This is a genomic window from Pseudomonas sp. DVZ6 (assembly GCF_024259445.1).
Classification (GTDB): Bacteria; Pseudomonadota; Gammaproteobacteria; order Pseudomonadales; family Pseudomonadaceae; genus Aquipseudomonas; species Aquipseudomonas peradeniyensis.
Map to the genome: position 1 here is coordinate 33,558 of NZ_JANCLM010000006.1, position 21,527 is coordinate 55,084.

Sequence of the window (21,527 nt, forward strand, 5' to 3'; positions counted from 1 at the left end):
CGGGCGACCTGTATTCAATACCGAGGTTAGCCATGTCCACCACTCCCGCCACCCCAAAGGTCGGCTTCGTTTCCCTGGGTTGCCCAAAGGCCCTGGTCGATTCCGAGCGCATCCTGACCCAGCTGCGCATGGAAGGCTATGAAGTCGTGCCTACCTACGATGGCGCCGACGTGGTGGTGGTCAACACCTGCGGCTTCATCGACAGCGCCAAGGCCGAGTCGCTGGAAGTGATCGGCGAGGCGATCAAGGAGAACGGCAAGGTCATCGTCACCGGCTGCATGGGTGTCGAGGAAGGCAATATCCGCGACGTACACCCGAGTGTGCTGTCGGTCAGCGGCCCCCAGCAGTACGAGCAGGTGGTCAACGCCGTGCACGAGGTGGTACCGCCACGCCAGGATCACAACCCGCTGATCGACCTGGTGCCGCCCCAGGGCATCAAGCTGACCCCGCGCCACTACGCCTACCTGAAGATTTCCGAAGGCTGCAACCACAGCTGTAGCTTCTGCATCATCCCGTCGATGCGCGGCAAGCTGGTCAGCCGCCCGGTCGGTGAAGTGCTGAGCGAGGCCGAGCGCCTGGTCAAGGCCGGCGTCAAGGAGATCCTGGTGATCTCCCAGGACACCAGCGCCTACGGCGTCGACGTCAAGTACAAGACCGACTTCTGGAACGGCCGCCCGGTCAAGACCCGCATGCTCGAGCTGTGCGAGGCCCTGAGCAGCCTGGGTGCCTGGGTGCGTCTGCACTATGTCTATCCGTACCCGAACGTCGACGACGTGATTCCGCTGATGGCCGCCGGCAAGATCCTGCCGTACCTGGACATCCCGTTCCAGCACGCCAGCCCCAAGGTGCTCAAGTCGATGAAGCGCCCGGCCTTCGAAGACCGCACCCTGGCACGCATCAAGAGCTGGCGCGAGCAGTGCCCTGAGCTGGTGATCCGCTCGACCTTCATCGTCGGGTTCCCCGGCGAGACCGAAGAGGACTTCCAGTACCTGCTCGACTGGCTGAGCGAAGCCCAGCTCGACCGCGTCGGCTGCTTCCAGTACTCGCCGGTCGAAGGCGCCCCGGCCAACGACCTGGGCCTCGATGAAGTGCCGGACGACGTCAAGCAGGAGCGCTGGGATCGCTTCATGGCGCACCAGCAGGCGATCAGCGCCGCGCGCCTGCAGCAGCGCATCGGCAAGGAGATCGAGGTGCTGATCGACGAAGTCGAGGAGCAGGGCTCGGTCGGCCGCAGTTTCTTCGACGCGCCGGAAATCGACGGCAGCGTGTTCATCGACGGCGACCACGGCTTCAAGCCGGGCGACAAGGTCCGCTGCCGCATCGTCGATGCCGACGAGTACGACATGTGGGCCGAGCCCGTCTGATCGATGCTCGCCTGAAGATACCCCGCCTACTGGCTAATGCCAGTCAGTTAAGCCAATAGGGGTCACTGCGCGACCCTTCGCGGGTAAACCCGCTCCCACAAGTACAGCGCTCGATTCAGCGTTTGCGCGATCCTGTGGGAGCGGGTTTACCCGCGAAGGGCTGCAAAGCAGCCCCAATAAGTGCGATGAAGCGCTAACTGACAGGCATTAGCCCACTGGCGGGGCAGCCTTTTACATCTATGTTTTCCTCAATGACCCCGAGGATCACAGGATGTCGCCCACCGTCACGCTGCAAACGCCCCACCTGAGCGACTACCCCGAACTGGTGCGGGTGTGGGAGGCGTCGGTGCGCGCCACCCACGACTTCCTGCCCGACGGCTACATCGTGCTGCTGCGCGAGCATGTGCTGCACAAGTACCTCGACGCGGTGATGCTGGTCTGCTGCAAGGATGCCAGCCGACGCATCCTCGGCTTCGCCGGCGTGGCCAGCGGCCGTGTCGACATGCTCTTCGTCGCGCCGCAGTACCGTGGCCAGGGTATCGGCCAGCGCCTGCTGCGGCATGCGGTAAGCGAGCTCAATGCCGAACGCCTGGACGTCAACGAACAGAACCCGCAGGCCCTGGGCTTCTATCTGCACGAAGGCTTCGAGGTGTACGGGCGCTCGGAAACCGACGGCCTGGGGCAGCCCTATCCCCTACTGCACATGAGGCTTGTTCGTACAACGTCCTAGGACGCGAACCAAGGAAACCATCGCCCCGCTCCGAATTGGCGGAAATGACATCGATTTGCAGCCGCTAACCTGCGCAGGCAGGTACAATGAAAGCTTTCCCTGCCGCGTGATGCCCGTGTCCATGTCCGAACCCATTCGTCTTTCCAAACACCTTATCGAACAGCTTGGCTGCTCTCGCCGAGAGGCCGAACTGTACATTGAAGGAGGCTGGGTCACGGTCGATGGCCAGGTCGTCGAGCAGCCGCAGTTCAAGGTCGCCGGGCAACGCGTTGAACTGCTCCCGGGTGCCCGTGCCGAAGCGCTGGAGCCGGTGACCCTGCTGCTCAACCAGCCGCTCGGACAGGACACCGCCAGCGCCCAGGCAGGCATGAGCATGGCCAGTCTAAGTGAAGCGCACCGCGAAGGCGTGCGCGCGCTGCACGGGCACTTCGTCCGCCAGGCCTGTGTCGCTCCGCTACTGCCCGGCGCCAGCGGCCTGCAACTGTTCACCCAGGATTGGCGGGTGACCCGCAAGCTCGACGCCGACCTGCGCCGCATGGAGCAGGAATACATTGTCCAGGTCAGCGGCCAGGCCAAGCCGGGGGCTCTCGACCGCCTGGCCCGCGGTGTCGAGCGCAAGGGCGTCGAACTGCCGAAGGCCAAGGCCAGCTGGCAGAACGAGCAACACCTGCGCATGGTCCTGAAGAACCCGCAGCCCGGGTTGATCGAACAACTGTGCGAGACCGCCGGCCTCAAGGTCCTGGCGATGCGCCGCATTCGCCTGGGCGGCGTGTCGATGGGCAAGCTGCCAGTGGGCCAGTGGCGCTATGTGGCCGCCACCGAACGCTTCTAGGGTCGGTACGAAATGTGTCTGCGCGAAGGCCAGACAAGGCGAAACGGGGGGAGGAAGCGGAGTGTACTGGAGTACATGAGCATTCCGAGCCCCGTTTCAACGCAGTATGGGCGAGTGCAGATACATTTCGTACAGAGCCTAGCATTACCGCCGCGCAATGACTGACACGGCAACAGAACAGGATTCGCTGCAATGAACCACAACGATGTACTGCGCAGCCTGCGCTACATGCTCAAGGCCAACGACCAGAAGCTGGCCGAGATCATCAAGCTCTCGGGCCTGGAGGTTTCGGTCGAGGCCATCGCCGGCTACGTCAAGAAGGAAGAGGAACCCGGCTTCGTGCTCTGCCCGGAGAAGGTCATGGCGCACTTCCTCGACGGCCTGGTAATCCACCGTCGCGGCCGTGACGACAGCCGTCCAGCGCAGCCGATCGAAGTGCCGGTGACCAACAACACCGTGCTCAAGAAGCTGCGGGTGGCCTTCGAGCTGAAGGAAGACGACCTGCACGCGGTGCTCAAGTCGGTCAACTTCCCGGTATCCAAACCTGAGCTCAGCGCATTGTTCCGCAAGGTCGGCCACGACAACTACCGCCCCTGCGGCGACCAGTTGCTGCGCAACTTCCTCAAGGGCCTGACCCTTCGCGTGCGCGGCTGAGCCAGGATGCAGCATACCGTCTCGCCGGTCGGCATTGTCCGCTCCTGTTTCAAGGAGAAGTTCGCCATCCCGCGCCAGCCCCAGCTGGCGCCGGCCGCCCGTGGCGTGCTGGAGCTGCTGCCGCCCTTTGACCAGGGCGATGCCGTCGAAGGGCTGGAGCAGGTCAGTCATGTGTGGCTGCTGTTCCTGTTCCACCAGGCACTGGAAGACAAGCCACGCCTGAAAGTGCGTCCACCGCGCCTGGGCGGCAACAAGAGCATGGGAGTGTTCGCCACCCGGGCCACCCACCGGCCCAATGGCATCGGTCAGTCGGTGGTGCGCCTGGAAGGCGTCGAGCCGGGGCGTCTGCTGCTGTCGGGGATCGACCTGCTGGACGGCACCCCGGTGCTGGATATCAAGCCTTATGTGCCGTATGCGGACAGCATTGCCGGCGCGAGCAACCTGATGGCCAATGATGCTCCAGAGGCGATTGCCGTCGAATGGAGCGAAAGCGCCCTGCCCCAAGCCCGCGACCATGCACTGCGCCTGGATCAGCCACTGGTGGAGCTGATCGAACAGTGTCTTGCGCAGGACCCGCGACCGGCCTACCAGGTACCGCCTGCGGAGCGGGTCTACGGGGTAAAGTTCTGGGATGTGCAAGTCAGGTGGCACTACCCGCAACCGGATCGGATCCGGGTGCTGGAAGTGGTGCGGGAAAGCTGAAGCTCTTTCGTTTTCAGGCCAGGCCTCTTCGCGGGTAAACCCGCTCCCACAGGTTGCGCAAACTCTGTGGGAGCGGGTTTACCCGCGAAGAGGCCGGCACCGCCAACCTAGATCCTGCAGGCATAAAAAAACGCAGACCCAGGTCTGCGTTTTTCGTCACCGCGATTCGCCTTACTTCTCGACGAACGCACGCTCGATCAGGTAGTCACCCGGCTCGCGCATGCGCGCGGAGATCTTCAGGCCGAAGCTGTCCAGCACTTCGCTGGTCTCGTCGAGCATGCTCGGGCTGCCGCAGATCATCGCGCGGTCGTCCTGCGGGTTGATCGGTGGCAGGCCGATATCGCTGAACAGCTTGCCGCTGCGCATCAGGTCGGTCAGGCGGCCCTGGTTCTCGAACGGCTCGCGGGTCACGGTCGGGTAGTAGATCAGCTTGTCACGTACGGACTCACCGAAGAACTCGTTCTGCGGCAGGTGCTCGGTAATGAACTCGCGGTAGGCCACTTCGTTGACGTAGCGCACGCCGTGAACCAGGATCACTTTCTCGAAGCGCTCGTAGGTCTCCGGGTCCTGGATGACGCTCATGAACGGCGCCAGGCCGGTGCCGGTGCTCAGCAGGTACAGGTGCTTGCCCGGGTTCAGGTCATCGAGCACCAGGGTACCGGTAGGCTTCTTGCTGATGATGATCTCGTCGCCTTCCTTCAGGTGCTGCAGCTGCGAGGTCAGCGGGCCGTCCGGCACCTTGATGCTGAAGAACTCCAGGTGCTCTTCCCAGTTCGGCGAGGCGATGGAATAGGCGCGCATGAGCGGACGGCCGCTGTCCTGCTGCAGGCCGATCATCACGAACTGACCGTTCTCGAAGCGCAGGCCCGGGTCGCGGGTGCACTTGAAGCTGAACAGGGTGTCATTCCAGTGGTGCACACTGAGGACACGTTCGTGGTTCATGTTGCTCATCGATGGGGCTCCTGAAGGAAAACGCGGCGCGCGCAAGACGCGCAGTTGCGCGATAGTTTAGGGGCAGCGACAATATCTGTTAACTGAATTATCAAGATATGTGTTATCGGTTATATAGATATGCGATTCACACTCCGTCAGCTCCAGGTATTCGTCGCCGTCGCCCAGCACCAGAGCGTGTCGCGGGCCGCCGGCGTCCTCGCCTTGTCGCAATCTGCGGCAAGTACATCGATCACCGAACTGGAGCGCCAGTCCAGCTGCCAGCTGTTCGACCGTGCCGGCAAGCGCCTGAGCCTCAACGCTCTGGGCCACCAGTTGCTGCCCCAGGCCGTGGCCCTGCTCGACCAGGCCAAGGAAATCGAAGACCTGCTCAACGGCAAGTCGGGCTTCGGCTCGCTGGCCGTCGGCGCCACGCTGACCATCGGCAACTACCTAGCCACCCTGCTGATCGGCAGCTTCATGCAGGTGCACCCGGAAAGCCAGGTCAAGCTGCACGTGCAGAACACTGCGCATATCGTGCAACAGGTCGCCCACTATGAAATTGACCTGGGTCTAATCGAAGGCGACTGCAACCACCCCGATCTCGAGGTGCAGCCCTGGGTGGAGGATGAACTGGTGGTGTTCTGCGCGCCCCAGCATCCCCTGGCCAAGGTCGGCCATGCCGGTATCGAGCAGTTGTCCCATGAAGCCTGGATCCTGCGCGAGCAGGGCTCGGGCACGCGCCTGACCTTCGACCAGGCCATGCGCCATCACCGCGCCAACCTGAATATCCGCCTGGAGCTGGAACACACCGAAGCGATCAAGCGCGCCGTGGAGTCGGGCCTGGGCATCGGCTGCATCTCACGCCTGGCCCTGCGCGATGCCTTCCGCCGCGGCAGCCTGGTGCCGGTGGAAACTCCGGCCCTGGATCTGGCGCGGCAGTTCTACTTCATCTGGCACAAGCAGAAGTACCAGACCTCGGCCATGCGCGAGTTCCTCGAGCTGTGCCGCAGCTTCACCGCCGGCGTGCGGCGCAGCGACGAGATCGTGCTGCCGCCGATCGCCTGAGCGCTCAACCGAGCAGGATCACGCCCCAGACCACCGCGACCATGCTCATGGCCACCAGCTGCGCCGCGCTGCCCATGTCCTTGGCGTTCTTCGACAGCGGGTGGCGGTCGAGCGAGATGCGGTCGATCGCCGCCTCCACCGCCGAATTGAGCAGTTCGACGATCAGCCCCAGCAGGCACACGGCAATGAGGATCGCCCGCTCAGCGCGGCTGACCGGCAGCCAGAAGGCCAGCGGCACCAGCAACACGTTGAGCAGCACCAGCTGGCGGAAGGCGGCCTCGCCCTTGAAGGCGGTGCGCAGGCCGTCCAGCGAATAGCTGGCGGCGTTGACGATACGTTTGAGGCCGGTCTGGCCTTTGAATGGCGACATGTGTGTCCGTCACTTCACCGGAGATAAGGTCGGCAGGCTAGTGCCCTGTCTCGGAAATACGTTCTCTTTTGGCGAGTGGCTTGGGTGTCCGGCCAAGGCGCCGCGACGAGTCATAGCAGGGCTATGGCGAGGAGTGGCAACGCCGGCCGGGCGCCCAAGACGCCGCCAAAAGTGAACAGCCTATTTCCGAGACAGGACACTAGTCCAGTCCGAGTCAAAAAAGCGTGAATGCACGGGTACTTAGCTGGTCGAAACCGATTCAAGTTGTTGCAACAGCAGCGCCGCCTGGGTCCGCGTGCGTACCCCCAATTTGCGGAAGATCGCCGTCACGTGGGCCTTGATGGTCGCCTCGGAAACACTCAGTTCATAGGCGATCTGCTTGTTCAGCAGTCCTTCGCAGACCATGGTCAGCACGCGGAACTGCTGCGGTGTGAGACTGGCCAGGCCTTCGCTGGCGGCCTTGGCCTCGGCCGACACATCAACCTTGTCGAACGCCTGCGGCGGCCACCAGACATCGCCGTCGAGCACGTTGCGCACTGCTTCCTGGATCTTGCTCAGCTCGCTGGACTTGGGAATGAAGCCGCTGGCGCCGAATTCGCGGGACTTGACCACGACGGCCGCCTCCTCCTGGGCCGATACCATCACCACCGGGATCTGCGGGTACTGGCCGCGCAGCAGGACCAGGCCGGAGAATCCGTAGGCACCGGGCATGTTCAGGTCCAGCAGGACCAGGTCCCAGTCGGCTTTCTCGGTGAGGCTGGTTTCCAGTTCGGCGATGCTCGCCACCTCGACCAGACGCACGTCCGGGCCCAGGCCGAGGGTAACGGCCTGGCGCAGTGCGCTGCGAAACAATGGGTGGTCATCGGCAATCAGGATTTCGTATGTGGCCATCGATCTATGGATCCTGTTCTGTGCCAGGCGCAGGGGATACGGGAGACGCCTGACGGGCAACTCATGGCGCGAACGGCAGGGCCGCCGGCCGGGATGGCACGGCGAAGTCCGAGGTACCAGCAGCTTCGTCGTGCCCGAAGCGGCGCCAAGGATGCCGAGCACGCCCCGGGTGGTCAAGCCAATTGCCCGGTCGAACCCGCCTACCCTGGCTGCCAGCCCCGACAGTATGAACCAAACTGTCGCGCCTGCCCCTTGGACTATAGGAAGGTATGCAAACGCTGGTGGACCTCGTCCTGCTCGTCCAGCGGCAGGCGCCGCTTGCCGCTCAGATAGTGCAGGCTGAAGACGTCCAGGTAGGCGTCCAGGGCCTGCGAGGCCTGGCCGTCGCCGGCCAGTTCCAGGCACATGGCGGCCACTTCGGCGGTGCAGAAGTGATCATCACGCTTGGAACGGCGCAAGCGGTAGCGCGACATCTGCTCGGGCTGCAGGCTCAGTACCGGGAAGCGATCGAGGTACGGGCTCTTGCGGAACATCTTGCGCGCCTCGGTCCAGGTGGCGTCGAGCAGGATGAACAACGGGCGCTTGCCCGGCTCGCGCACAACCTCACTGACCACCCGATCGTCCTTGACGAACTCGCCCGGAAAGACGATGTAGGGCTGCCAACGGGGATCGTCCAGCAGCGCCAGCAGCCCCTCGTCCACCGACGTGCGCAACCAGCCGAAGGCCGAGGTGTCCTCGATCACGTCGGCGATCAGCCAGCCGGTGTTGGTCGGCTTCAATGGCTCGGTGTCATGCATCAGCAGGCACATGCCGGACTCGGCCGGCACCCGGGGTTTCCAGGCGCACAGGCAGTGCGTGGCGATCACCCGGCAATCCGCGCAACGCTCGGCGCGCGAGCCTCGGGCAACAAAGGGTTTGATGCTGCGCGCCAGGCGCTCGGCGCGCAGGCGCGCTACCGCGTGGCTCATGGCAGCAGGCCTTGGCAGGGAAGTGGGAGGGGCACGGCGACAACTCGATGAAAACAAGGTGCCCAGTCTACCAGAGCCCACGTCATTTGCCGTGCAGCCAACGACGCCGCTCCTTTATAATCGCAGTTTCTGGCGGCCTGGAAACCCTGCGGTTTCATGGAACGCCGCCCGCCGGCGCTGGTCAAAGCGCCAGTCATCGAACCAGGAGAGATCCATGCTGCGTCTTATCGTCCCGACCCTGAGCCTGCTGCTCGCCCTGCCGCTGGCCGCCCAGGCCGCGTCCAAGCAGGAGTACGAGCTGAACCAGATGCTGCAGAAGGTCGCCAAGGAAAGCAGCGTCGGTACCCCGCGGGCCATCAACGAAGACATTCTCGACCAGGGCTACACCGTCGAAGGCAAGGCACTGGTCAATCACCTGAGTGTACGCCAGGAGCATGCCCAGCGCATGCAGGGCAATCCCGCGCAGGTCCGCAGCCAGCTGGGCGACAGCGTGTGCCGTAATAACGGCTACCGCCAGCTGATGTCCAAGGGCGCCGTGATGGTCTACCGCTTCACTGTCTACAAGACCAACCAGCCGGTCATGGACCAGGCCTTCGACGCAGCCAGCTGCTCGGCCGGCAACAAGAAGAAGTGATTCAGGCCAACTGATCGCTGTTTCTGGCGCGCCGTTGCTCATCATCGGCGCGCAATTCGGCCAGCAGCGCCTGCAGGTAACGCGAATGCGCCTCGGCGCCCTGCAGGCGGCGCAGGCACTCCCCTTCAAGGCTCAGGTGATGAACCTTGGCCTCGTGCTCGAGCAACTGCAACAGTTGCCCATCCACTTCGATCTCCAGCCGGTGCATACCGCCACCTCGCTGCCTCACCCTTCTGCCCCCAGTTAACCAAAGCCCGGTCATTCCTGTATCCCGTCTGACCGGCGGTAGCGCGCGTCTGTGGCGGCACGAAACCGCGCCAGGGTCTAGATTGATATCGAGTACCCATAACAACGACAACGCGATGGAATTGCCACTGCAACATGGCCTTGAAGGCCCACTGCAACGCTCGGGGGGCAAACTCGAGCCACAGCAGCCAGCGACACACGCAGTGTCGCGGCCGGGACACGCCATCGACCCGGTCAGAGGTTTTGCTGCAGAAGGAGACGTTGAATGCCTTACCAATCGAACGAGCTGCTGTTCAACCATTTCAGGGACAACGGCATCGACCTGAGCAAGATCGATGAGCAACTGCAACTGGTCGCGCCGAACAGCCCCAACCTGCCGTTGTACCGCGACATGCTGCTGACCGTGCTGCGCATGGCCCATGACGATCGCAACCGCTGGAACGCCAAGATCACCCTGCAGGCCCTGCGCGAACTCGACCATTCGTTCCGCACCCTTGAGCACTACAAGGGCCGACGCAAGGTCACCGTGTTCGGTTCGGCGCGCACACCAATGGAACACCCCATGTACGCGCTGGCCCGGGAGTTGGGTGCGACGCTGGCACGTTCGGACCTGATGGTCATCACCGGCGCCGGCGGCGGCATCATGGCCGCCGCACACGAGGGCGCCGGAGCCGACCACAGCCTGGGTTTCAACATCACCCTGCCGTTCGAACAGCACGCCAATGCCACGGTCAATGGCACAGACAAGCTGCTGCCGTTCCATTTCTTCTTCATCCGCAAGCTGTTCTTCGTCAAGGAAGCCGACGCGCTGGTGCTCTGCCCAGGCGGCTTCGGCACCCTCGACGAGGCGCTGGAGGTGCTGACGCTGATCCAGACCGGCAAGAGCCCGCTGGTACCGGTGGTGCTGCTCGACTCACCCGGCGGCAGCTTCTGGCAGGACGCCCTGGCCTTCATCAGTCGCCAGCTAGAAGAGAACCGCTACATCCTGCCCAGCGACCTCAAGCTGGTGCGCCTGGTGCACAATGCCGACGAAGCGGTCGAGGAGATCAACCAGTTCTACAGCAACTACCACTCCAGCCGCTGGTTGAAGAACCAGTTCGTGATCCGCATGCACCACCCCTTGAGCGAGGCAGCCCTGCATGATGTGGAGGAAGGCTTCGCCGACCTGCGCCTGAGCGGCAGGTACCATCAGCAAGCGGACAGTGGCGCCGAACACGAGGAAGGCAACTTCAGCCACCTGACACGCCTGACCTTCGCCTTCAACGGGCGCGACCAGGGCCGTCTGCGCGAACTGGTGGACTTCATCAACCTGCCGGAAAACTGGGCCAAGCCCCAGCCGATGCACACCACCCAGCGAGCCCGGGAAGCCTTGCGGGTCAGCTGAACGCAAAATGCCCTGTACAGCTGACACGCATGGGCGTCAGCCGTACAGGGCATCAATAGTCATCCAGGTCGCGACCGCTGAGCAGCCGGCCGATCATGTCCATGGGGAAACCACGGTAGGCGAGAAAACGCGTCTGCTGCGCCCGGCTGCGTGGGTCTTGCGGGCGTTGCCCGGCGAACTTGCGCTGCCAGACATCGCGCAGTTGCGTCGCCCAGTCCACTTCGCTGTCGCGCAGGGCCTGGTCGATATCGCCACGGTTCAAACCACGCTGGCCAAGCTCCTCGCGAATTCGCGCGGGGCCGTAGCCGGCACTGGACCGGTAGCGAATGAAGCTTTCCAGATAGCGGGCTTCACTGAGCAGCCCTTCTTCGGCCAGCCGATCGAGCGCAGGCTCGATCAGCTCGTCCGGTGCGCCACGCTGACGCAGCTTGCGCGTCAGCTCGACGCGACCATGCTCGCGGCGTGCGAGCAGGTCCATGGCTGTCCGCCGAACGGCGACGGGGGTGTCGAGTACGACGGACATGGGGCCAATCAATAACCGGCGTCGGCGTCAGCCAGGTCGTCGGCATCGGCTTCGGCTGCACCAGCCTTGGCGGCCGCTGCTGCAGCGGCGGCAGCACCAGCGGTCAGCAGCTTGTCGCGAATCTGCTTCTCGATCTCGCTGCCAATGGCCGGGTTCTCTTGCAGGTACTTGGCGGCGTTGGCCTTGCCCTGACCGATCTTGTTGCCCTGGTAGCTGTACCAGGCACCGGATTTTTCCACCAGGCCTTGGGACACACCCAGGTCGATGATTTCGCCGTTGCGGTAGATACCCTTGCCGTAGAGGATCTGGAACTCAGCCTGACGGAACGGTGGCGAAACCTTGTTCTTGACGATCTTGACGCGGGTTTCGCTGCCGACCACTTCGTCGCCTTCCTTGACCGCGCCGGTACGGCGGATGTCCAGGCGCACCGAGGCGTAGAACTTCAGGGCGTTACCACCGGTGGTGGTTTCCGGGCTACCGAACATTACGCCGATCTTCATGCGGATCTGGTTGATGAAGATGACCAGGCAGTTGGCGTTCTTGATGTTACCGGTGATCTTGCGCAGTGCCTGGGACATCAGGCGAGCCTGCAGGCCGACGTGCATGTCGCCCATCTCGCCTTCGATCTCGGCCTTGGGGACCAGGGCGGCCACGGAGTCGACGATGATCACGTCAACGGCGTTGGAGCGCACCAGCATATCGGTGATTTCCAGGGCCTGCTCGCCGGTGTCCGGCTGCGAGACCAGCAGGTCGTCGACGTTGACGCCCAGCTTGCCGGCGTATTCAGGGTCGAGGGCGTGCTCGGCGTCGACGAAGGCGCAGGTGGCGCCGTTCTTCTGGGCTTCGGCGATGACCGACAAGGTCAGCGTGGTTTTACCCGAGGACTCCGGGCCGTAGATCTCGACGATACGGCCTTTCGGCAGGCCGCCGATGCCCAGGGCGATGTCCAGGCCGAGGGAGCCGGTGGAGATGGCGGGGATGGCCTGGCGCTCGTGGTCGCCCATGCGCATGACCGCGCCCTTGCCGAATTGGCGTTCGATTTGACCCAGGGCCGCAGCCAAGGCGCGCTTCTTGTTGTCGTCCATTGAAATCCTCACGTGTTCGACTTGGCCCTGACGGCCGGAATAACTGTATAAGTAGCCAGTATTATTCCACAGCGATTCGTTTCCGCAAACCCCCGTCGGGCGATTTACTCCGCGCCAAGCTGTAACAAGCCGTCTAACGCGGCGATCACCGTCTGTCGGCGCACCGCTTCGCGGTCGCCGTCGAAGTGCCGGCGCTCGCTGCTCACGTGGGTTCCGTCGGCCCAGGCCAGCCATACCGTGCCCACCGGCTTGGCCGGTGAACCGCCGTCTGGCCCGGCCACGCCGCTGACCGCCACCGCGAAGCGCGCTCCGCTGGCGGCCTGGGCGCCCCGCACCATGGCCTCGACCACTTCCTGGCTGACCGCCCCCACCTGGGCGAACAACGCCTCGGGGACGCCCAACTGGCGGGTTTTCTGGGCATTGGAATAGGTGACGTATCCTGCCTCGAACCAGGCCGAGCTGCCGGGGATACGGGTGATGGCCTCGGCGATGCCGCCGCCGGTGCAGGATTCAGCGGTGCTCACCTGGGCGTTGAAGCGCCGCAGGTGTTCGCCCAGGCGAGTGGAAAGTACGGTGATCGGGTCCATGGCGGCTCCTCGTTGCGACCGCCATACCCTACCACTCAAGCCAGGCTCAGTCCTGCCTCGCCTTGCGCCGACGGGCCAGGCGCAGCAATGGGTAATGCACCAGCACGACATAGCTGAAGACGAACGCGAATTCGAGCGCAAGCAACATCATGCTGGCAAAAAAGGGATACAAACCTGGGTGATTGCCCACCCAGCGAAACTTCGCACGATGGTGGGCGAAATCTGTGTAACCGAAGTAGTTCTGGGCAAGTAGCACCCCAACCACCACCACCCAACCGACATGGAAAAACAACTGGCGGCGCAATGACAGCACCGGCAGTTGCTCCAAGGGACGTAGATGATGGCGGCATACCAGCAGCGCCAGGCCGATTGAACACAACGGCGCGGCGATCGCGACATAGTTGGCGACCGCCTTGGACATCAGCGCAAAATTGGACGACCAGACACCCACCTGCCCCAGCAGATGCTGGTCAAGCAGGCGATCCAGGACCAAGGCTTGTTCCTGACTCAGCGTCGGCACCCAACAGGCCAGCAGGAACACCGGCACCAGGCTCGAGACCGTGATCAGATACAACGGCCAGTGACTGGCCGTGTGCTTCGCGTTCAACGTCACAACTCCTTGCACAGACAGGTTGCTAGGGTCTGTACGAAATGTGTCTGCGCGAAGGCCAGACAAGGCGAAACGGGGGAGGAAGCGGAGTGTACTGGAGTACATGAGCATTCCGAGCCCCGTTTCAACGCAGTATGGGCGAGTGCAGATACATTTCGTACAGAGCCTAAGCACCGAGAGCAACGTTGTGCGCTCCCGGTGCAAGGGTATCAGGGTGCTACTGCGCCCATGACCCACTGATTGATCTGGTCGACCTTCTCGGTATCGAAGTATGCGCTGGCAGCCCCGATGAAGACGGCCGCCACAACGGTTCCCGCTACTGCGGCAGCGGGGGCGGAAACCAGCAAGCCCAGGGCGATGCCAGCCATGGCGCCCGCCAGACTGCCCGCCACCTTGCCGACGACAGCGCTTTCCAGTTCCAGAAGAAAGGGTTTCCAGTCACCGGTCTTGAAACCGCTCACTGCCGAGTCAACCAGCCCGGCAGCCTGAATGACGCCACCGGTCACACCGAAGGCCTTGCCCAAACGCAGCATGTTATCGCCAAGCGTGGCCTTGTCCAGCGCCTCAAGTGCCTGGGCAACCGCCGCCGAGTCCTTGGCGTTCAGCCGCAAGCCGGGGTTTTGCGACAGCTTTTCGAAGGCCTTCAAGGCCTCCTGGTAGCTGCCTATGCGCTTGCCCGCGATGCCCTTCTGCATGTCGTTGGCGGCCTGCGCCACCTGGTTGCCAAAGCGATTGGCGATTTCCTTGCCAGTGTCACTGGCGTAGGTGGCCGCGTCCTTGTAGGACTCTTTCTCCAGCGCATCGCGGCGCGCCTTCTCCAGGGCATCGAGCTTTTCGCGCAACTGCTCCTGAGCCTTCAGATCGACATACAAGGCCAGGGCTGCCGTATAGAGGGAAAGCTCGACATCCAATGCCGCCGGCACGTCGTAATCGTCCAGCTTGCGCAATTCGTCGATCAGTTCCTTGATATCGCGGTCATCGAAACGACCGCCCTGCTCCGTGGCCAGTCGCCCGCGATTGAATGCGATCTGCTGGTCGCGGGTGGCCATCATCGACTTGATGATCCCAATGGAGCGCTCGGCTTTCTTCGAGTCCGGCAGCGCCGCAGTGCTACCTGCGGCGGCTTCAGCCGCAGCCAACTCGGCATTGAGACTGGCCGGCAGGTTACGCTCCTTTCTGAGGTAGCTGTCACTCAGTTCATTACGCATCTCGAAGATCTGATAGGGCAACATGCCCCACATATCGACGCCCAGGTCATAGTAGGCATCCGGGCTTGGCCAACCCTGCCCCTCCAGCACCGCTTCCAGTACTGCGCCGTTCATCAGCGCGGCAACGTTGAGTGCATGGTGGGAGGGTTCACCATTGACACCCAAAGGGATAGTGATGCCTCCCGTTGAACTTCCACCGCGTCCCCCTCCACCTGAGGAACCCGAAGGGGGAATGCCACGGTCCACGATGATGTTCTTTTCGCCCATTCTCTACTCCTTGAATTGGCTTGCTTGAAAAATGGCCGGCCCCACGAAAGTGAGGCCGGCCATGGACAAAAGATAAGAAATACAGATCAGCGCGACAGCGCACGCACATAGGCCTGGCACGCCCGCAAGGCGATCAGTCCACGGTCGCCGTCGTCGGTGATGGCGACAATTCGTCGAGCATGCGCCGGGTCAAGTCGGGCGCGTACGGGGCCATGATCCACGCCGCCGGTGCCGGCGGCGGCAGGCACTGGGGCACAGGTGGGGTCGCGCTCGACCAGGACCGACAGGCGCAGATCGGCAGTAGCAAGGCGGTCACGCAGGCGAGCCTGAGTCTGTTGGGCATCGGTCAGCTCCTGGAAATGCTTCGTTTCACTGTCGTGCAGGCGTTGTTCGAGGCCTTGGCGCTGATCGCGTTCGGCGAGCAGCAGGCCGTACAGCGCCTCGGCCTGGTCCAGGCGCTGCTGCACCAGCGCCTGCTCCTGCTCGGCCAGCTGACGCCCGAGGCGCCAGCCTTGCAGCTGCCAGGCCAGCACCGCGGACAACGCCATCAGCCCGAGGCACAGCGCCAGTTGCAGGCGGCTCAGCACAGCACCTCCCGCGCCCGCGCCCACAGTTCGAGGCGCTCCGACAAGCCGTTCAGGCCGCCGTTGATATGCCGGGTGATGCGGTTGAACTCACCCTGGTCGGCCAGGGCGTTGAGCCCGCGCGAGTGCCAGAACCAGGCTGCCGATTCGCAGGCCCAGCGTGGCTGCTCGAGCATCTGCGGTTGCGCCAGCAGGCGTTCGTCGCCGAACAGCGCACGGCTGCAGGCCTGGTAGTTGTTGCGCCCGGTCACCTGGATCAGGCCACGGCCGCAATAGCGCTGGCCATCACCGTCGGCTTCAGGCGTGTTGCCCAGGCGCAGGGCCAGGCTGCCGGTGTCGTAGCGGGCCAGGTAGCGGTCGCTGCCCAGCTCCTTGACGTAGCGCAACTGGCCGGACTCATGGCCGACCTGGGCCAGGAATGCGGCAATGCGCTTGGGGTGGTCGATCTCCCAGTTGGCCATGGCCGTGTTCAGCGCCGGCAGGAAGGCGGCGATGCGTTGGCCGGCGAGCGGGTAGATCTGTTTGAGTTGCTGTTCAGTGAGCGGCATCGGTGCATTCTCCATTGCGGTCTGATCGAAAGGCGGCCGGTGCCGCCTGTGGCTCGCTCATGGGCGATGGCTCGAAGCGCGTGGCTTTCACAGGGGTCACGGTGTGGCGACCGCCGCACCTGATCTGGAGCTCGGAAACAGGGTGATGCGGCCGGCTGACAGCGACTATAGGGAGCGCCGCCGCCGGCAGGCATCGGGAAACCCTCACCGCCCTGTCTCAGGCCTTGAGCGAACCCGTCCGCCGAGGCGCGGAACCCTTGGCCTTGGCCTTGCCCTGGCGACCGCCATTGCACTGCACGGTGGTGCGCCAGCCGCTGCTGGTGAACACCTGCTCGACCGATTCGATCAAGTAGTCCCCATCAAGCCCAGCCAGGAAACCCTGAACATCGATGCTGCGCTCGGCGAACAGGTCGGTGCGCCCGGGCATGTCCAGGCGCACGCTGGCGGTGTCACGGTTGAAGCTGGCCAGGCGGGCGCGGGCGGCCTGTTCCGCCGCCACGCGGTTGGGGTACAGGTGGCGGTCGGTGTAGACCGGCTGCAGGCCGTCCGGCGCATCGCCATTGTCCAGTTCCACCGCTTGCAGGTGCCCGCTGGCGCTGTCCTGGTGGCGGGTCCTGACGGCCTTGTGGGTGCTCTTGTCAGCCAGGCGAAACTGCCACTGGCTGACCTCGCTGCGGGCAATGCCCACCACATCAAGAGGCTTGCCGCTGGCGCTCTGGCCACCCTGGCGCGGTAGCACCAGCAACTGGCCGTTGGCGAGCTTGGCGGTGCAGTCGTGCTGGCGCGCCAGGCGAGTGATGAAGTTGAAGTCCGACTCGCTGTACTGGTCGACCCGCGGCACTTGCACAGCCAACGGGCACACGGCCTGCCAGCCATTGCGGGCACCGATCTCGGCGACGATGCGCTGCAGCGTAGCGTTCTCCCAACTGCCACTGCGAATGGTCTTGCCGCTGCCGCGCAGGTCACTGGCCTTGCCGCGAATCTCCAGGGTGTCCGGCGGGCCGGACAGCTCGACCTCGTCCACGGTGTAGCGGCCCAGGCGGTTCAGCGGCTGCCCGGTGTAACCCAGGTGCACCTCGAGCACTGCGCCCCTGGCTGGCAAGGCCAGGGCACCGTCGCGGGCATCGAGGCGCAGTTCGAACTCGTCGGATTCCAGACCTGGCTTATCAGTGGTGCGTAACAGCAACAGGCGGTCGTTAAGCAGCGTGGTGATGTCATGGCCGTCCGCGATGATGCGAAATTGAGGTTGCATGGTTGGAGCTCCGCAGTGTTGATGTAGCGAGGAGACAGGCCTTTCAAGGTGTTCGACGACAGAGTTGCAGCGCTCTTGAGACCGAGCGCCGCCCGCGCGGCGCTCGATCTTATAGGCGCTGCAAGGTTTGCGGCGGACATCTGGAGGCCCTCATCCGGTCTAAAGCCCTAACGCCCAAAGACCTTGAAAGGGATGGGCGTGGGAGCGGGGGCGAGTGGTCAATCCCACAGCTGCAGGCTGGTGCTGGTCGTCATCGGCAGTTCCGGCAACAGTATCCTCACCCCGGCGCGAAACGGCTGCGCCTCGTCCGCCAGGCCCTGGTTGGCATCCAGCACGGCCTCGACCGTGCCGGAAAGATGGCCGTAGTAGTGCTGGCAGAGGGTATCGAGCAGGTCGCCCTCAGACGTTGTGCAGGTCTTGGCCATAGCTCACGAACTCCAGTGAAAACCCTTGTTTGCGCGGAATGCCGCCGGCCAGCAGGACGCTCTGCTCTTCCTCGATGCTGGTCAGGCACCAGGTGCCGAGCACCTCGCCGTAGCCGGTGGTCAACGACAGCGGCAGCAGCTGGCGACCGATGCTGCGCAGCGTCTGCAACTGGCCGAGGCCGCCCTTGAACCCGGGGAAGATCGCGCCACGGATGTTGATGCTCTCCTCGCCCAGGCTGACCGCCTGCTGGGCGCTCTCGCGGCTCAGGCGTTCCTGCCCGGCCCAGCGAAAACGCGTCTGCCGACGCAATTGGTCGAAGGCGGCGGTGTCGAGGTTGAAGTAGTACGGCGCCGCGCCCGCCTTGAGCGGTTGCAGCACCAGCAGGTGCGGGAACGGTTTTATCGCTTCGGCGGCGGGCGTCACCTCGGGCGCGAAGCCCAGTGTCGACAACACGCCGTTGACGGCCGAGGGTAACGTCTTTACCAACCGTTTTACGGCGGTGCCGGCCTTGGCGATATGCCCGGCGAAGGTATCGATGCGATCGCGTACCTGGCGTACCACGGCCAGTGTCTGCTCATACCTGGCCGCTACCTTGGCGACCCGAGCCTGGGCATTGGTGATCGCGCGCATCGTGCGCTGGAGCTTGGCGGCGATGAACGGGCCGACCACTGGCAGCCCCTCCAGCACGACGACCGCACCCTGTACATGGCCGATCGCGTCGTTCATCGGATCAAGCATGGCGTCGGCATGCCGACGCCCTGCTTCTCCTGCCTTGACCAGGGCGTGCAGCGTGGCTTGCAGCTGCTCCATATAGGTCATGGATCCTCCTGTCAGAATGGGTTGGGATGATCGGCCAGCTGTGCGTTGTAGGCCTGCCTCTGCAGGTCCTGCATGACACGTCGGACCGCCTCTTCGAGTTGCTGGGTGAGCTGGTTGGGCGAGTCCACGCTACCCTGCACGGTGATAGGCATGTTCGCGGTGAACGTGAGCTGCTGGCTGACGGGCTGCGTGGCCAAGCCTTGGCTCTGCGCCGGACGCGGCCCGGCGTCGGGCAACGCCAGCGGCCCAACAGGTACGCTCGTTTCCTGCGGTTTGAACTCGGCGGCACGCTCGGAGAAATACTTGCCCACAGGCGCACCGATCGGCGCTCCAGGCCCAATCGCCAGCGGTACCTCGACACCACCAGCGGCGCGCGCATCGACTGCCGCCCGAGGCTTGGAAAGCGCCACCTGCGATGGCGACAGTAGCTGCCTGGCCATCCGTGTGCCGACCTGCCCATCGAGCACCTCTCCCTTCGGTACGAGCGTGATCTGCCGCGGATCGCTCAGGGAGATTGCTGGACGGGGACTCTTGGGAGGCTCGTCAGAGGCGCTAAAGAATGTTTTTCCAGCCCATCCCCCGATCACGCCACCGACCTTGTCGCCAACCATGTTGCCGATCAGCATCGCAACTGGCGGACCAACAACACCACTGAGAAACATCCCTCCCAGCACTGTGCCCACTGCTCCGCCAATCGCACCACCATAACCCGCCCCCTTCTCCTCGGGCGTCTTGGCCGTGGCATAGGTGTAAGCCCCCTTTACCCCGGCCTCGAGCCAAGGCAGTTTGCCAGCCGCCTTGAAAGCCTCCGTCAGTCTGGCCCAACGCCCAGGTGAAGGATTGAGGCCGGAGGGTGACGGTCCGGCATCCGCCCCTAGCGGATAAGGTTCGTCCAGCCCAACCCCACGTCCGGCACGGCGTAAACGGCCACGATGCTTGTAGGCGGCAGCCCCCGCGCCTATTCCCAGGGCGCTGGCCAAGGTGCCCCATAATGTACTCGATGCCGATGGCGGGGCAGCGTCTGCTGACGGCGTCGATTGCCCGTTGCCAACGCCCGCCACAGAAGCACTGTCGGACCTGGCCATCAGCCCCTTGCCTAGCACTCCACCGACCTTGTCGCCGGCAAAGCCGAGCATCATCGAGGCCGCTGGGGCGCCCAGTTTGAGGCCTGCGCCCAACATGGCCCCCGATACGGCCCCCAAGAAACCACCGGCGGCGGCACCCACCCCCTCTCCCCTCTGCTGCGCAGTGGAAGCCGTGGTTGCCGTAAAGACAAGCTTCGTCAATGCATCCAGCCCGGCCATGCCGGTAGCCGACTTCCCGGCCTGCAGCGCCTGCGCCCAACGCCCTGGCCCATCGCTGCGAGGCAGCGGGGCCGGCATCGCATCCGCGCCAAGCGGGTAATCCTCGCTGCCTGGCGCGCCATCGGTGCTGCCAATGACCAAGGCCGGTAGGTACAGGGTACCCGGACGGCCAGGAGCGCTACCCTGGGCGATTCCCTTCGCCGCCAGGTAACCACCGCCCGCGATCAGGAGCGACGAAGCGACATCGCGCGCTGCCTGGCCGACCTGAGGCAGCAACTCAGGCCCCGACTGGGCCGGCCTGCCGCCCAGGGAGCGCTCCAGGAGTACCTTGTGCTGCTGAAGCAGCCCGACCTGCTGTTGCTGTACTTTCAAGGACTCGGCCTGCGTATCCTTGTCCCGTAGTGCCATCGCCCCTTGCGGGGACGGGGCAGTATTTCCCCCGCCGCCGACATCGGCAGGCCGCTGGGTCCCCCCCAGCGCCCCCATGGGTACCGTGCGGCCACGCAGCCCCTCCAACGGCCCCGCAAGTTCCGGAACGGTGGCACCGACTGCGCCCAGCGCTGTCGTTGATCTGTTCGCCATCCGTGTCTCCCCCTTCAGTCCGCCAGCCACCAGACCATATCGCTGAACGACATGGCCATGATCTCGCTGGCAGAAAAGTTCAGCTCCTTGGCCAGCCGCCTGGCGGCGGCCTTCTGCCGGGCAGGGTCAAACCTCGTCGTCCTGCACCAGGCGAAAGTAGCCCGTCTGCAGGCGGCTGTAGTCCTTCAGGGCCAGGCCCTCGAGGTCCTTGACGCCAACCTCGGCGAGTGAGGCGAACAAGTTCAGTTCGCGCTGCTCGTCGTCAGCCACGCCACCGGCCTGTGCGTTGCGAATGTCACGCACGGTCGGTGCGCGAAGCGACAGGCTGTCGACCTGCACGCCGTTCGCCTCGCTGGGGCGCGACAGGCGCACGTTCACGCGCTCGGCGTCGACGGTCAGCCATTGCGGCAGTTTCTTCGTTTGAGCCATCGAGCGTTCTCCTTAAAGACCCAGTGCGGCGCGCTGCGCGGCCAGTTGGTCGACACCGTCGATCACCCGTTTCATGCCCAGGGCGTCGATTTCGTAGACCAGGCGGCCATCGACTTCGAGCTTGTAGTAGGTGACGGCGATGCTGTGCTTGATCTCGGCCTTGTCGCCGGACTTCCAGTCACCCATGTCGATCTCTTTCAGCGAACCGCGCAGGGTGACGATGACTGGGTTGATCTTGCCCTTCAGGCCCTTGAAGGCGCCGCGGAAGGTGCCGTTGAAAGCGGTGCCGTCGGCCAGACCGAAGAACTTCAGCGACTCGCGGCGTACGCCGGTGGTGGTGAAGGCGGCTTCCTGTTTTTCCATGCCCTGGTCCATCTCGACCGGCATGTCCATGCCGCCGGGGCGGTGCTCTTCCATCTTCAGCGTGAGCTTGGGCAGGGTCAGGTTGGGTACATCGCCCTGGAAGCTGACGCCATCGACGAACAGGTTCAGGTTGGCCAGGGTTTCGGGAATCATTGCCATGTAGATGC

26 protein-coding genes are annotated in these 21,527 nt (G+C 64.1%); 8 read left to right on the forward strand and 18 right to left on the reverse strand.

All coding sequences use genetic code 11. The features are described from left to right. Positions 1-32 precede the first annotated feature (32 nt). From rimO to tsaA, 5 genes are all read left to right on the forward strand, one after another. Positions 33-1,364, forward strand: a complete 1,332-nt coding sequence (gene rimO / locus NMG10_RS05095; protein ID WP_254463907.1) for a 30S ribosomal protein S12 methylthiotransferase RimO — start codon at positions 33-35, stop codon at positions 1,362-1,364. Positions 1,365-1,635: 271 nt separating this feature from the next. Beyond that, positions 1,636-2,094 (forward strand): GNAT family N-acetyltransferase, encoded by a 459-nt coding sequence (locus NMG10_RS05100; protein ID WP_232856845.1) that lies wholly within the window; start codon positions 1,636-1,638, stop codon positions 2,092-2,094. Between the two features lie 121 nt (positions 2,095-2,215). Beyond that, positions 2,216-2,926 (forward strand): rRNA pseudouridine synthase, encoded by a 711-nt coding sequence (locus tag NMG10_RS05105; protein WP_232856843.1) that lies wholly within the window; start codon positions 2,216-2,218, stop codon positions 2,924-2,926. 192 nt (positions 2,927-3,118) lie between these two features. Continuing rightward, complete coding sequence (locus NMG10_RS05110; RefSeq protein ID WP_203651209.1) at positions 3,119-3,580, forward strand: DUF1456 family protein; 462 nt, start codon at positions 3,119-3,121, stop codon at positions 3,578-3,580. Positions 3,581-3,586: 6 nt separating this feature from the next. Then, entirely contained in the window at positions 3,587-4,282 is a 696-nt protein-coding gene (gene tsaA, locus NMG10_RS05115; RefSeq protein WP_110738447.1) for a tRNA (N6-threonylcarbamoyladenosine(37)-N6)-methyltransferase TrmO, read from the forward strand. 171 nt (positions 4,283-4,453) lie between these two features. Here the strand turns inward: tsaA and fpr are convergent, their stop codons facing one another. Next, the gene (gene fpr, locus NMG10_RS05120) at positions 4,454-5,233 is read right to left on the reverse strand and encodes a ferredoxin-NADP reductase (protein ID WP_046856781.1); all 780 of its coding nucleotides are present in this window, start codon (positions 5,231-5,233) and stop codon (positions 4,454-4,456) included. Positions 5,234-5,353: 120 nt separating this feature from the next. Here fpr and finR point away from each other — a divergent pair, with 120 nt between their 5' ends. Beyond that, positions 5,354-6,280: a LysR family transcriptional regulator FinR gene (gene finR, locus NMG10_RS05125; RefSeq protein WP_110738445.1), complete on the forward strand. Its 927-nt coding sequence runs from the start codon at positions 5,354-5,356 to the stop codon at positions 6,278-6,280. A gap of 4 nt (positions 6,281-6,284) precedes the next feature. Here finR and NMG10_RS05130 read toward each other — a convergent pair whose 3' ends face one another. The 3 genes from NMG10_RS05130 to NMG10_RS05140 all read right to left on the reverse strand — a co-directional run bounded on the left by NMG10_RS05130 (position 6,285) and on the right by NMG10_RS05140 (position 8,509). After that, a complete protein-coding gene (locus NMG10_RS05130) occupies positions 6,285-6,650 on the reverse strand; it encodes a diacylglycerol kinase (RefSeq protein ID WP_254463908.1) in 366 nt (121 codons plus the stop codon). Positions 6,651-6,890: 240 nt separating this feature from the next. After that, entirely contained in the window at positions 6,891-7,541 is a 651-nt protein-coding gene (gene erdR, locus NMG10_RS05135; RefSeq protein WP_254463909.1) for a response regulator transcription factor ErdR, read from the reverse strand. Between the two features lie 257 nt (positions 7,542-7,798). Then, entirely contained in the window at positions 7,799-8,509 is a 711-nt protein-coding gene (locus NMG10_RS05140) for a tRNA-uridine aminocarboxypropyltransferase (protein ID WP_254463910.1), read from the reverse strand. Between the two features lie 214 nt (positions 8,510-8,723). Between NMG10_RS05140 and NMG10_RS05145 the strand changes: the two genes are divergently transcribed. Further along, the gene (locus NMG10_RS05145) at positions 8,724-9,143 is read left to right on the forward strand and encodes a quorum-sensing-regulated virulence factor family protein (protein WP_254463911.1); all 420 of its coding nucleotides are present in this window, start codon (positions 8,724-8,726) and stop codon (positions 9,141-9,143) included. Between the two features lies 1 nt (position 9,144). Here the strand turns inward: NMG10_RS05145 and NMG10_RS05150 are convergent, their stop codons facing one another. Then, positions 9,145-9,351, reverse strand: a complete 207-nt coding sequence (locus NMG10_RS05150) for a hypothetical protein (RefSeq protein ID WP_203651207.1) — start codon at positions 9,349-9,351, stop codon at positions 9,145-9,147. 303 nt (positions 9,352-9,654) lie between these two features. Here NMG10_RS05150 and NMG10_RS05155 point away from each other — a divergent pair, with 303 nt between their 5' ends. Then, positions 9,655-10,773 carry an LOG family protein gene (locus NMG10_RS05155; protein ID WP_232856838.1) on the forward strand — a complete coding sequence of 373 codons (1,119 nt, stop codon included), beginning with the start codon at positions 9,655-9,657 and terminating at the stop codon, positions 10,771-10,773. Between the two features lie 52 nt (positions 10,774-10,825). Here the strand turns inward: NMG10_RS05155 and recX are convergent, their stop codons facing one another. The 13 genes from recX to NMG10_RS05220 form a co-directional block, all read right to left on the reverse strand. Continuing rightward, entirely contained in the window at positions 10,826-11,296 is a 471-nt protein-coding gene (gene recX / locus NMG10_RS05160; protein ID WP_028690615.1) for a recombination regulator RecX, read from the reverse strand. Between the two features lie 8 nt (positions 11,297-11,304). Continuing rightward, complete coding sequence (gene recA / locus NMG10_RS05165; RefSeq protein ID WP_028690616.1) at positions 11,305-12,381, reverse strand: recombinase RecA; 1,077 nt, start codon at positions 12,379-12,381, stop codon at positions 11,305-11,307. A 104-nt stretch (positions 12,382-12,485) separates the two neighbouring features. Continuing rightward, a complete protein-coding gene (locus NMG10_RS05170) occupies positions 12,486-12,968 on the reverse strand; it encodes a CinA family protein (RefSeq protein WP_028690617.1) in 483 nt (160 codons plus the stop codon). Positions 12,969-13,014: 46 nt separating this feature from the next. Next, a complete protein-coding gene (locus tag NMG10_RS05175) occupies positions 13,015-13,575 on the reverse strand; it encodes a hypothetical protein (RefSeq protein ID WP_203651205.1) in 561 nt (186 codons plus the stop codon). Positions 13,576-13,787: 212 nt separating this feature from the next. After that, positions 13,788-15,053 carry a colicin-like pore-forming protein gene (locus tag NMG10_RS05180; protein WP_232856836.1) on the reverse strand — a complete coding sequence of 422 codons (1,266 nt, stop codon included), beginning with the start codon at positions 15,051-15,053 and terminating at the stop codon, positions 13,788-13,790. Between the two features lie 86 nt (positions 15,054-15,139). Continuing rightward, entirely contained in the window at positions 15,140-15,601 is a 462-nt protein-coding gene (locus NMG10_RS05185) for a lysis system i-spanin subunit Rz (RefSeq protein WP_254463944.1), read from the reverse strand. Positions 15,602-15,633: 32 nt separating this feature from the next. Beyond that, on the reverse strand, positions 15,634-16,185 hold the full coding sequence (locus tag NMG10_RS05190) for a glycoside hydrolase family 19 protein (protein ID WP_254463912.1): 552 nt from the start codon (positions 16,183-16,185) through the stop codon (positions 15,634-15,636). 217 nt (positions 16,186-16,402) lie between these two features. Next, entirely contained in the window at positions 16,403-17,437 is a 1,035-nt protein-coding gene (locus tag NMG10_RS05195) for a phage late control D family protein (RefSeq protein WP_254463913.1), read from the reverse strand. 218 nt (positions 17,438-17,655) lie between these two features. After that, positions 17,656-17,862 (reverse strand): tail protein X, encoded by a 207-nt coding sequence (locus NMG10_RS05200; protein WP_203651200.1) that lies wholly within the window; start codon positions 17,860-17,862, stop codon positions 17,656-17,658. After that, positions 17,837-18,682: a phage tail protein gene (locus NMG10_RS05205; protein WP_232856830.1), complete on the reverse strand. Its 846-nt coding sequence runs from the start codon at positions 18,680-18,682 to the stop codon at positions 17,837-17,839. The genes NMG10_RS05200 and NMG10_RS05205 overlap by 26 nt, the downstream gene beginning before the upstream one ends. A gap of 11 nt (positions 18,683-18,693) precedes the next feature. Further along, on the reverse strand, positions 18,694-20,358 hold the full coding sequence (locus NMG10_RS05210) for a hypothetical protein (RefSeq protein ID WP_232856828.1): 1,665 nt from the start codon (positions 20,356-20,358) through the stop codon (positions 18,694-18,696). Positions 20,359-20,694: 336 nt separating this feature from the next. Continuing rightward, positions 20,695-20,997 (reverse strand): phage tail assembly protein, encoded by a 303-nt coding sequence (locus tag NMG10_RS05215; protein WP_232856826.1) that lies wholly within the window; start codon positions 20,995-20,997, stop codon positions 20,695-20,697. A gap of 12 nt (positions 20,998-21,009) precedes the next feature. Further along, positions 21,010-21,519: a phage major tail tube protein gene (locus tag NMG10_RS05220; RefSeq protein WP_232856824.1), complete on the reverse strand. Its 510-nt coding sequence runs from the start codon at positions 21,517-21,519 to the stop codon at positions 21,010-21,012. Positions 21,520-21,527: the final 8 nt, after the last annotated feature.

What these genes read in the sequence shown, in the direction of transcription:
- NMG10_RS05105 (WP_232856843.1), top strand. Translation starts at nt 2,216, where the DNA reads ATGTCCGAACCCATTCGTCTTTCCAAACACCTTATCGAACAGCTTGGC.
- NMG10_RS05205 (WP_232856830.1), bottom strand. Translation starts at nt 18,682, where the DNA reads ATGACCTATATGGAGCAGCTGCAAGCCACGCTGCACGCCCTGGTCAAG.
- NMG10_RS05130 (WP_254463908.1), bottom strand. Translation starts at nt 6,650, where the DNA reads ATGTCGCCATTCAAAGGCCAGACCGGCCTCAAACGTATCGTCAACGCC.
- NMG10_RS05170 (WP_028690617.1), bottom strand. Translation starts at nt 12,968, where the DNA reads ATGGACCCGATCACCGTACTTTCCACTCGCCTGGGCGAACACCTGCGG.
- NMG10_RS05215 (WP_232856826.1), bottom strand. Translation starts at nt 20,997, where the DNA reads ATGGCTCAAACGAAGAAACTGCCGCAATGGCTGACCGTCGACGCCGAG.
- rimO (WP_254463907.1), top strand. Translation starts at nt 33, where the DNA reads ATGTCCACCACTCCCGCCACCCCAAAGGTCGGCTTCGTTTCCCTGGGT.
- erdR (WP_254463909.1), bottom strand. Translation starts at nt 7,541, where the DNA reads ATGGCCACATACGAAATCCTGATTGCCGATGACCACCCATTGTTTCGC.
- NMG10_RS05145 (WP_254463911.1), top strand. Translation starts at nt 8,724, where the DNA reads ATGCTGCGTCTTATCGTCCCGACCCTGAGCCTGCTGCTCGCCCTGCCG.
- NMG10_RS05180 (WP_232856836.1), bottom strand. Translation starts at nt 15,053, where the DNA reads ATGGGCGAAAAGAACATCATCGTGGACCGTGGCATTCCCCCTTCGGGT.
- tsaA (WP_110738447.1), top strand. Translation starts at nt 3,587, where the DNA reads ATGCAGCATACCGTCTCGCCGGTCGGCATTGTCCGCTCCTGTTTCAAG.
- NMG10_RS05220 (WP_232856824.1), bottom strand. Translation starts at nt 21,519, where the DNA reads ATGGCAATGATTCCCGAAACCCTGGCCAACCTGAACCTGTTCGTCGAT.
- NMG10_RS05190 (WP_254463912.1), bottom strand. Translation starts at nt 16,185, where the DNA reads ATGCCGCTCACTGAACAGCAACTCAAACAGATCTACCCGCTCGCCGGC.
- NMG10_RS05155 (WP_232856838.1), top strand. Translation starts at nt 9,655, where the DNA reads ATGCCTTACCAATCGAACGAGCTGCTGTTCAACCATTTCAGGGACAAC.
- NMG10_RS05110 (WP_203651209.1), top strand. Translation starts at nt 3,119, where the DNA reads ATGAACCACAACGATGTACTGCGCAGCCTGCGCTACATGCTCAAGGCC.
- recA (WP_028690616.1), bottom strand. Translation starts at nt 12,381, where the DNA reads ATGGACGACAACAAGAAGCGCGCCTTGGCTGCGGCCCTGGGTCAAATC.
- NMG10_RS05185 (WP_254463944.1), bottom strand. Translation starts at nt 15,601, where the DNA reads ATGGCGTTGTCCGCGGTGCTGGCCTGGCAGCTGCAAGGCTGGCGCCTC.
- NMG10_RS05150 (WP_203651207.1), bottom strand. Translation starts at nt 9,351, where the DNA reads ATGCACCGGCTGGAGATCGAAGTGGATGGGCAACTGTTGCAGTTGCTC.
- NMG10_RS05140 (WP_254463910.1), bottom strand. Translation starts at nt 8,509, where the DNA reads ATGAGCCACGCGGTAGCGCGCCTGCGCGCCGAGCGCCTGGCGCGCAGC.
- finR (WP_110738445.1), top strand. Translation starts at nt 5,354, where the DNA reads ATGCGATTCACACTCCGTCAGCTCCAGGTATTCGTCGCCGTCGCCCAG.
- fpr (WP_046856781.1), bottom strand. Translation starts at nt 5,233, where the DNA reads ATGAGCAACATGAACCACGAACGTGTCCTCAGTGTGCACCACTGGAAT.
- NMG10_RS05100 (WP_232856845.1), top strand. Translation starts at nt 1,636, where the DNA reads ATGTCGCCCACCGTCACGCTGCAAACGCCCCACCTGAGCGACTACCCC.
- recX (WP_028690615.1), bottom strand. Translation starts at nt 11,296, where the DNA reads ATGTCCGTCGTACTCGACACCCCCGTCGCCGTTCGGCGGACAGCCATG.
- NMG10_RS05195 (WP_254463913.1), bottom strand. Translation starts at nt 17,437, where the DNA reads ATGCAACCTCAATTTCGCATCATCGCGGACGGCCATGACATCACCACG.
- NMG10_RS05200 (WP_203651200.1), bottom strand. Translation starts at nt 17,862, where the DNA reads ATGGCCAAGACCTGCACAACGTCTGAGGGCGACCTGCTCGATACCCTC.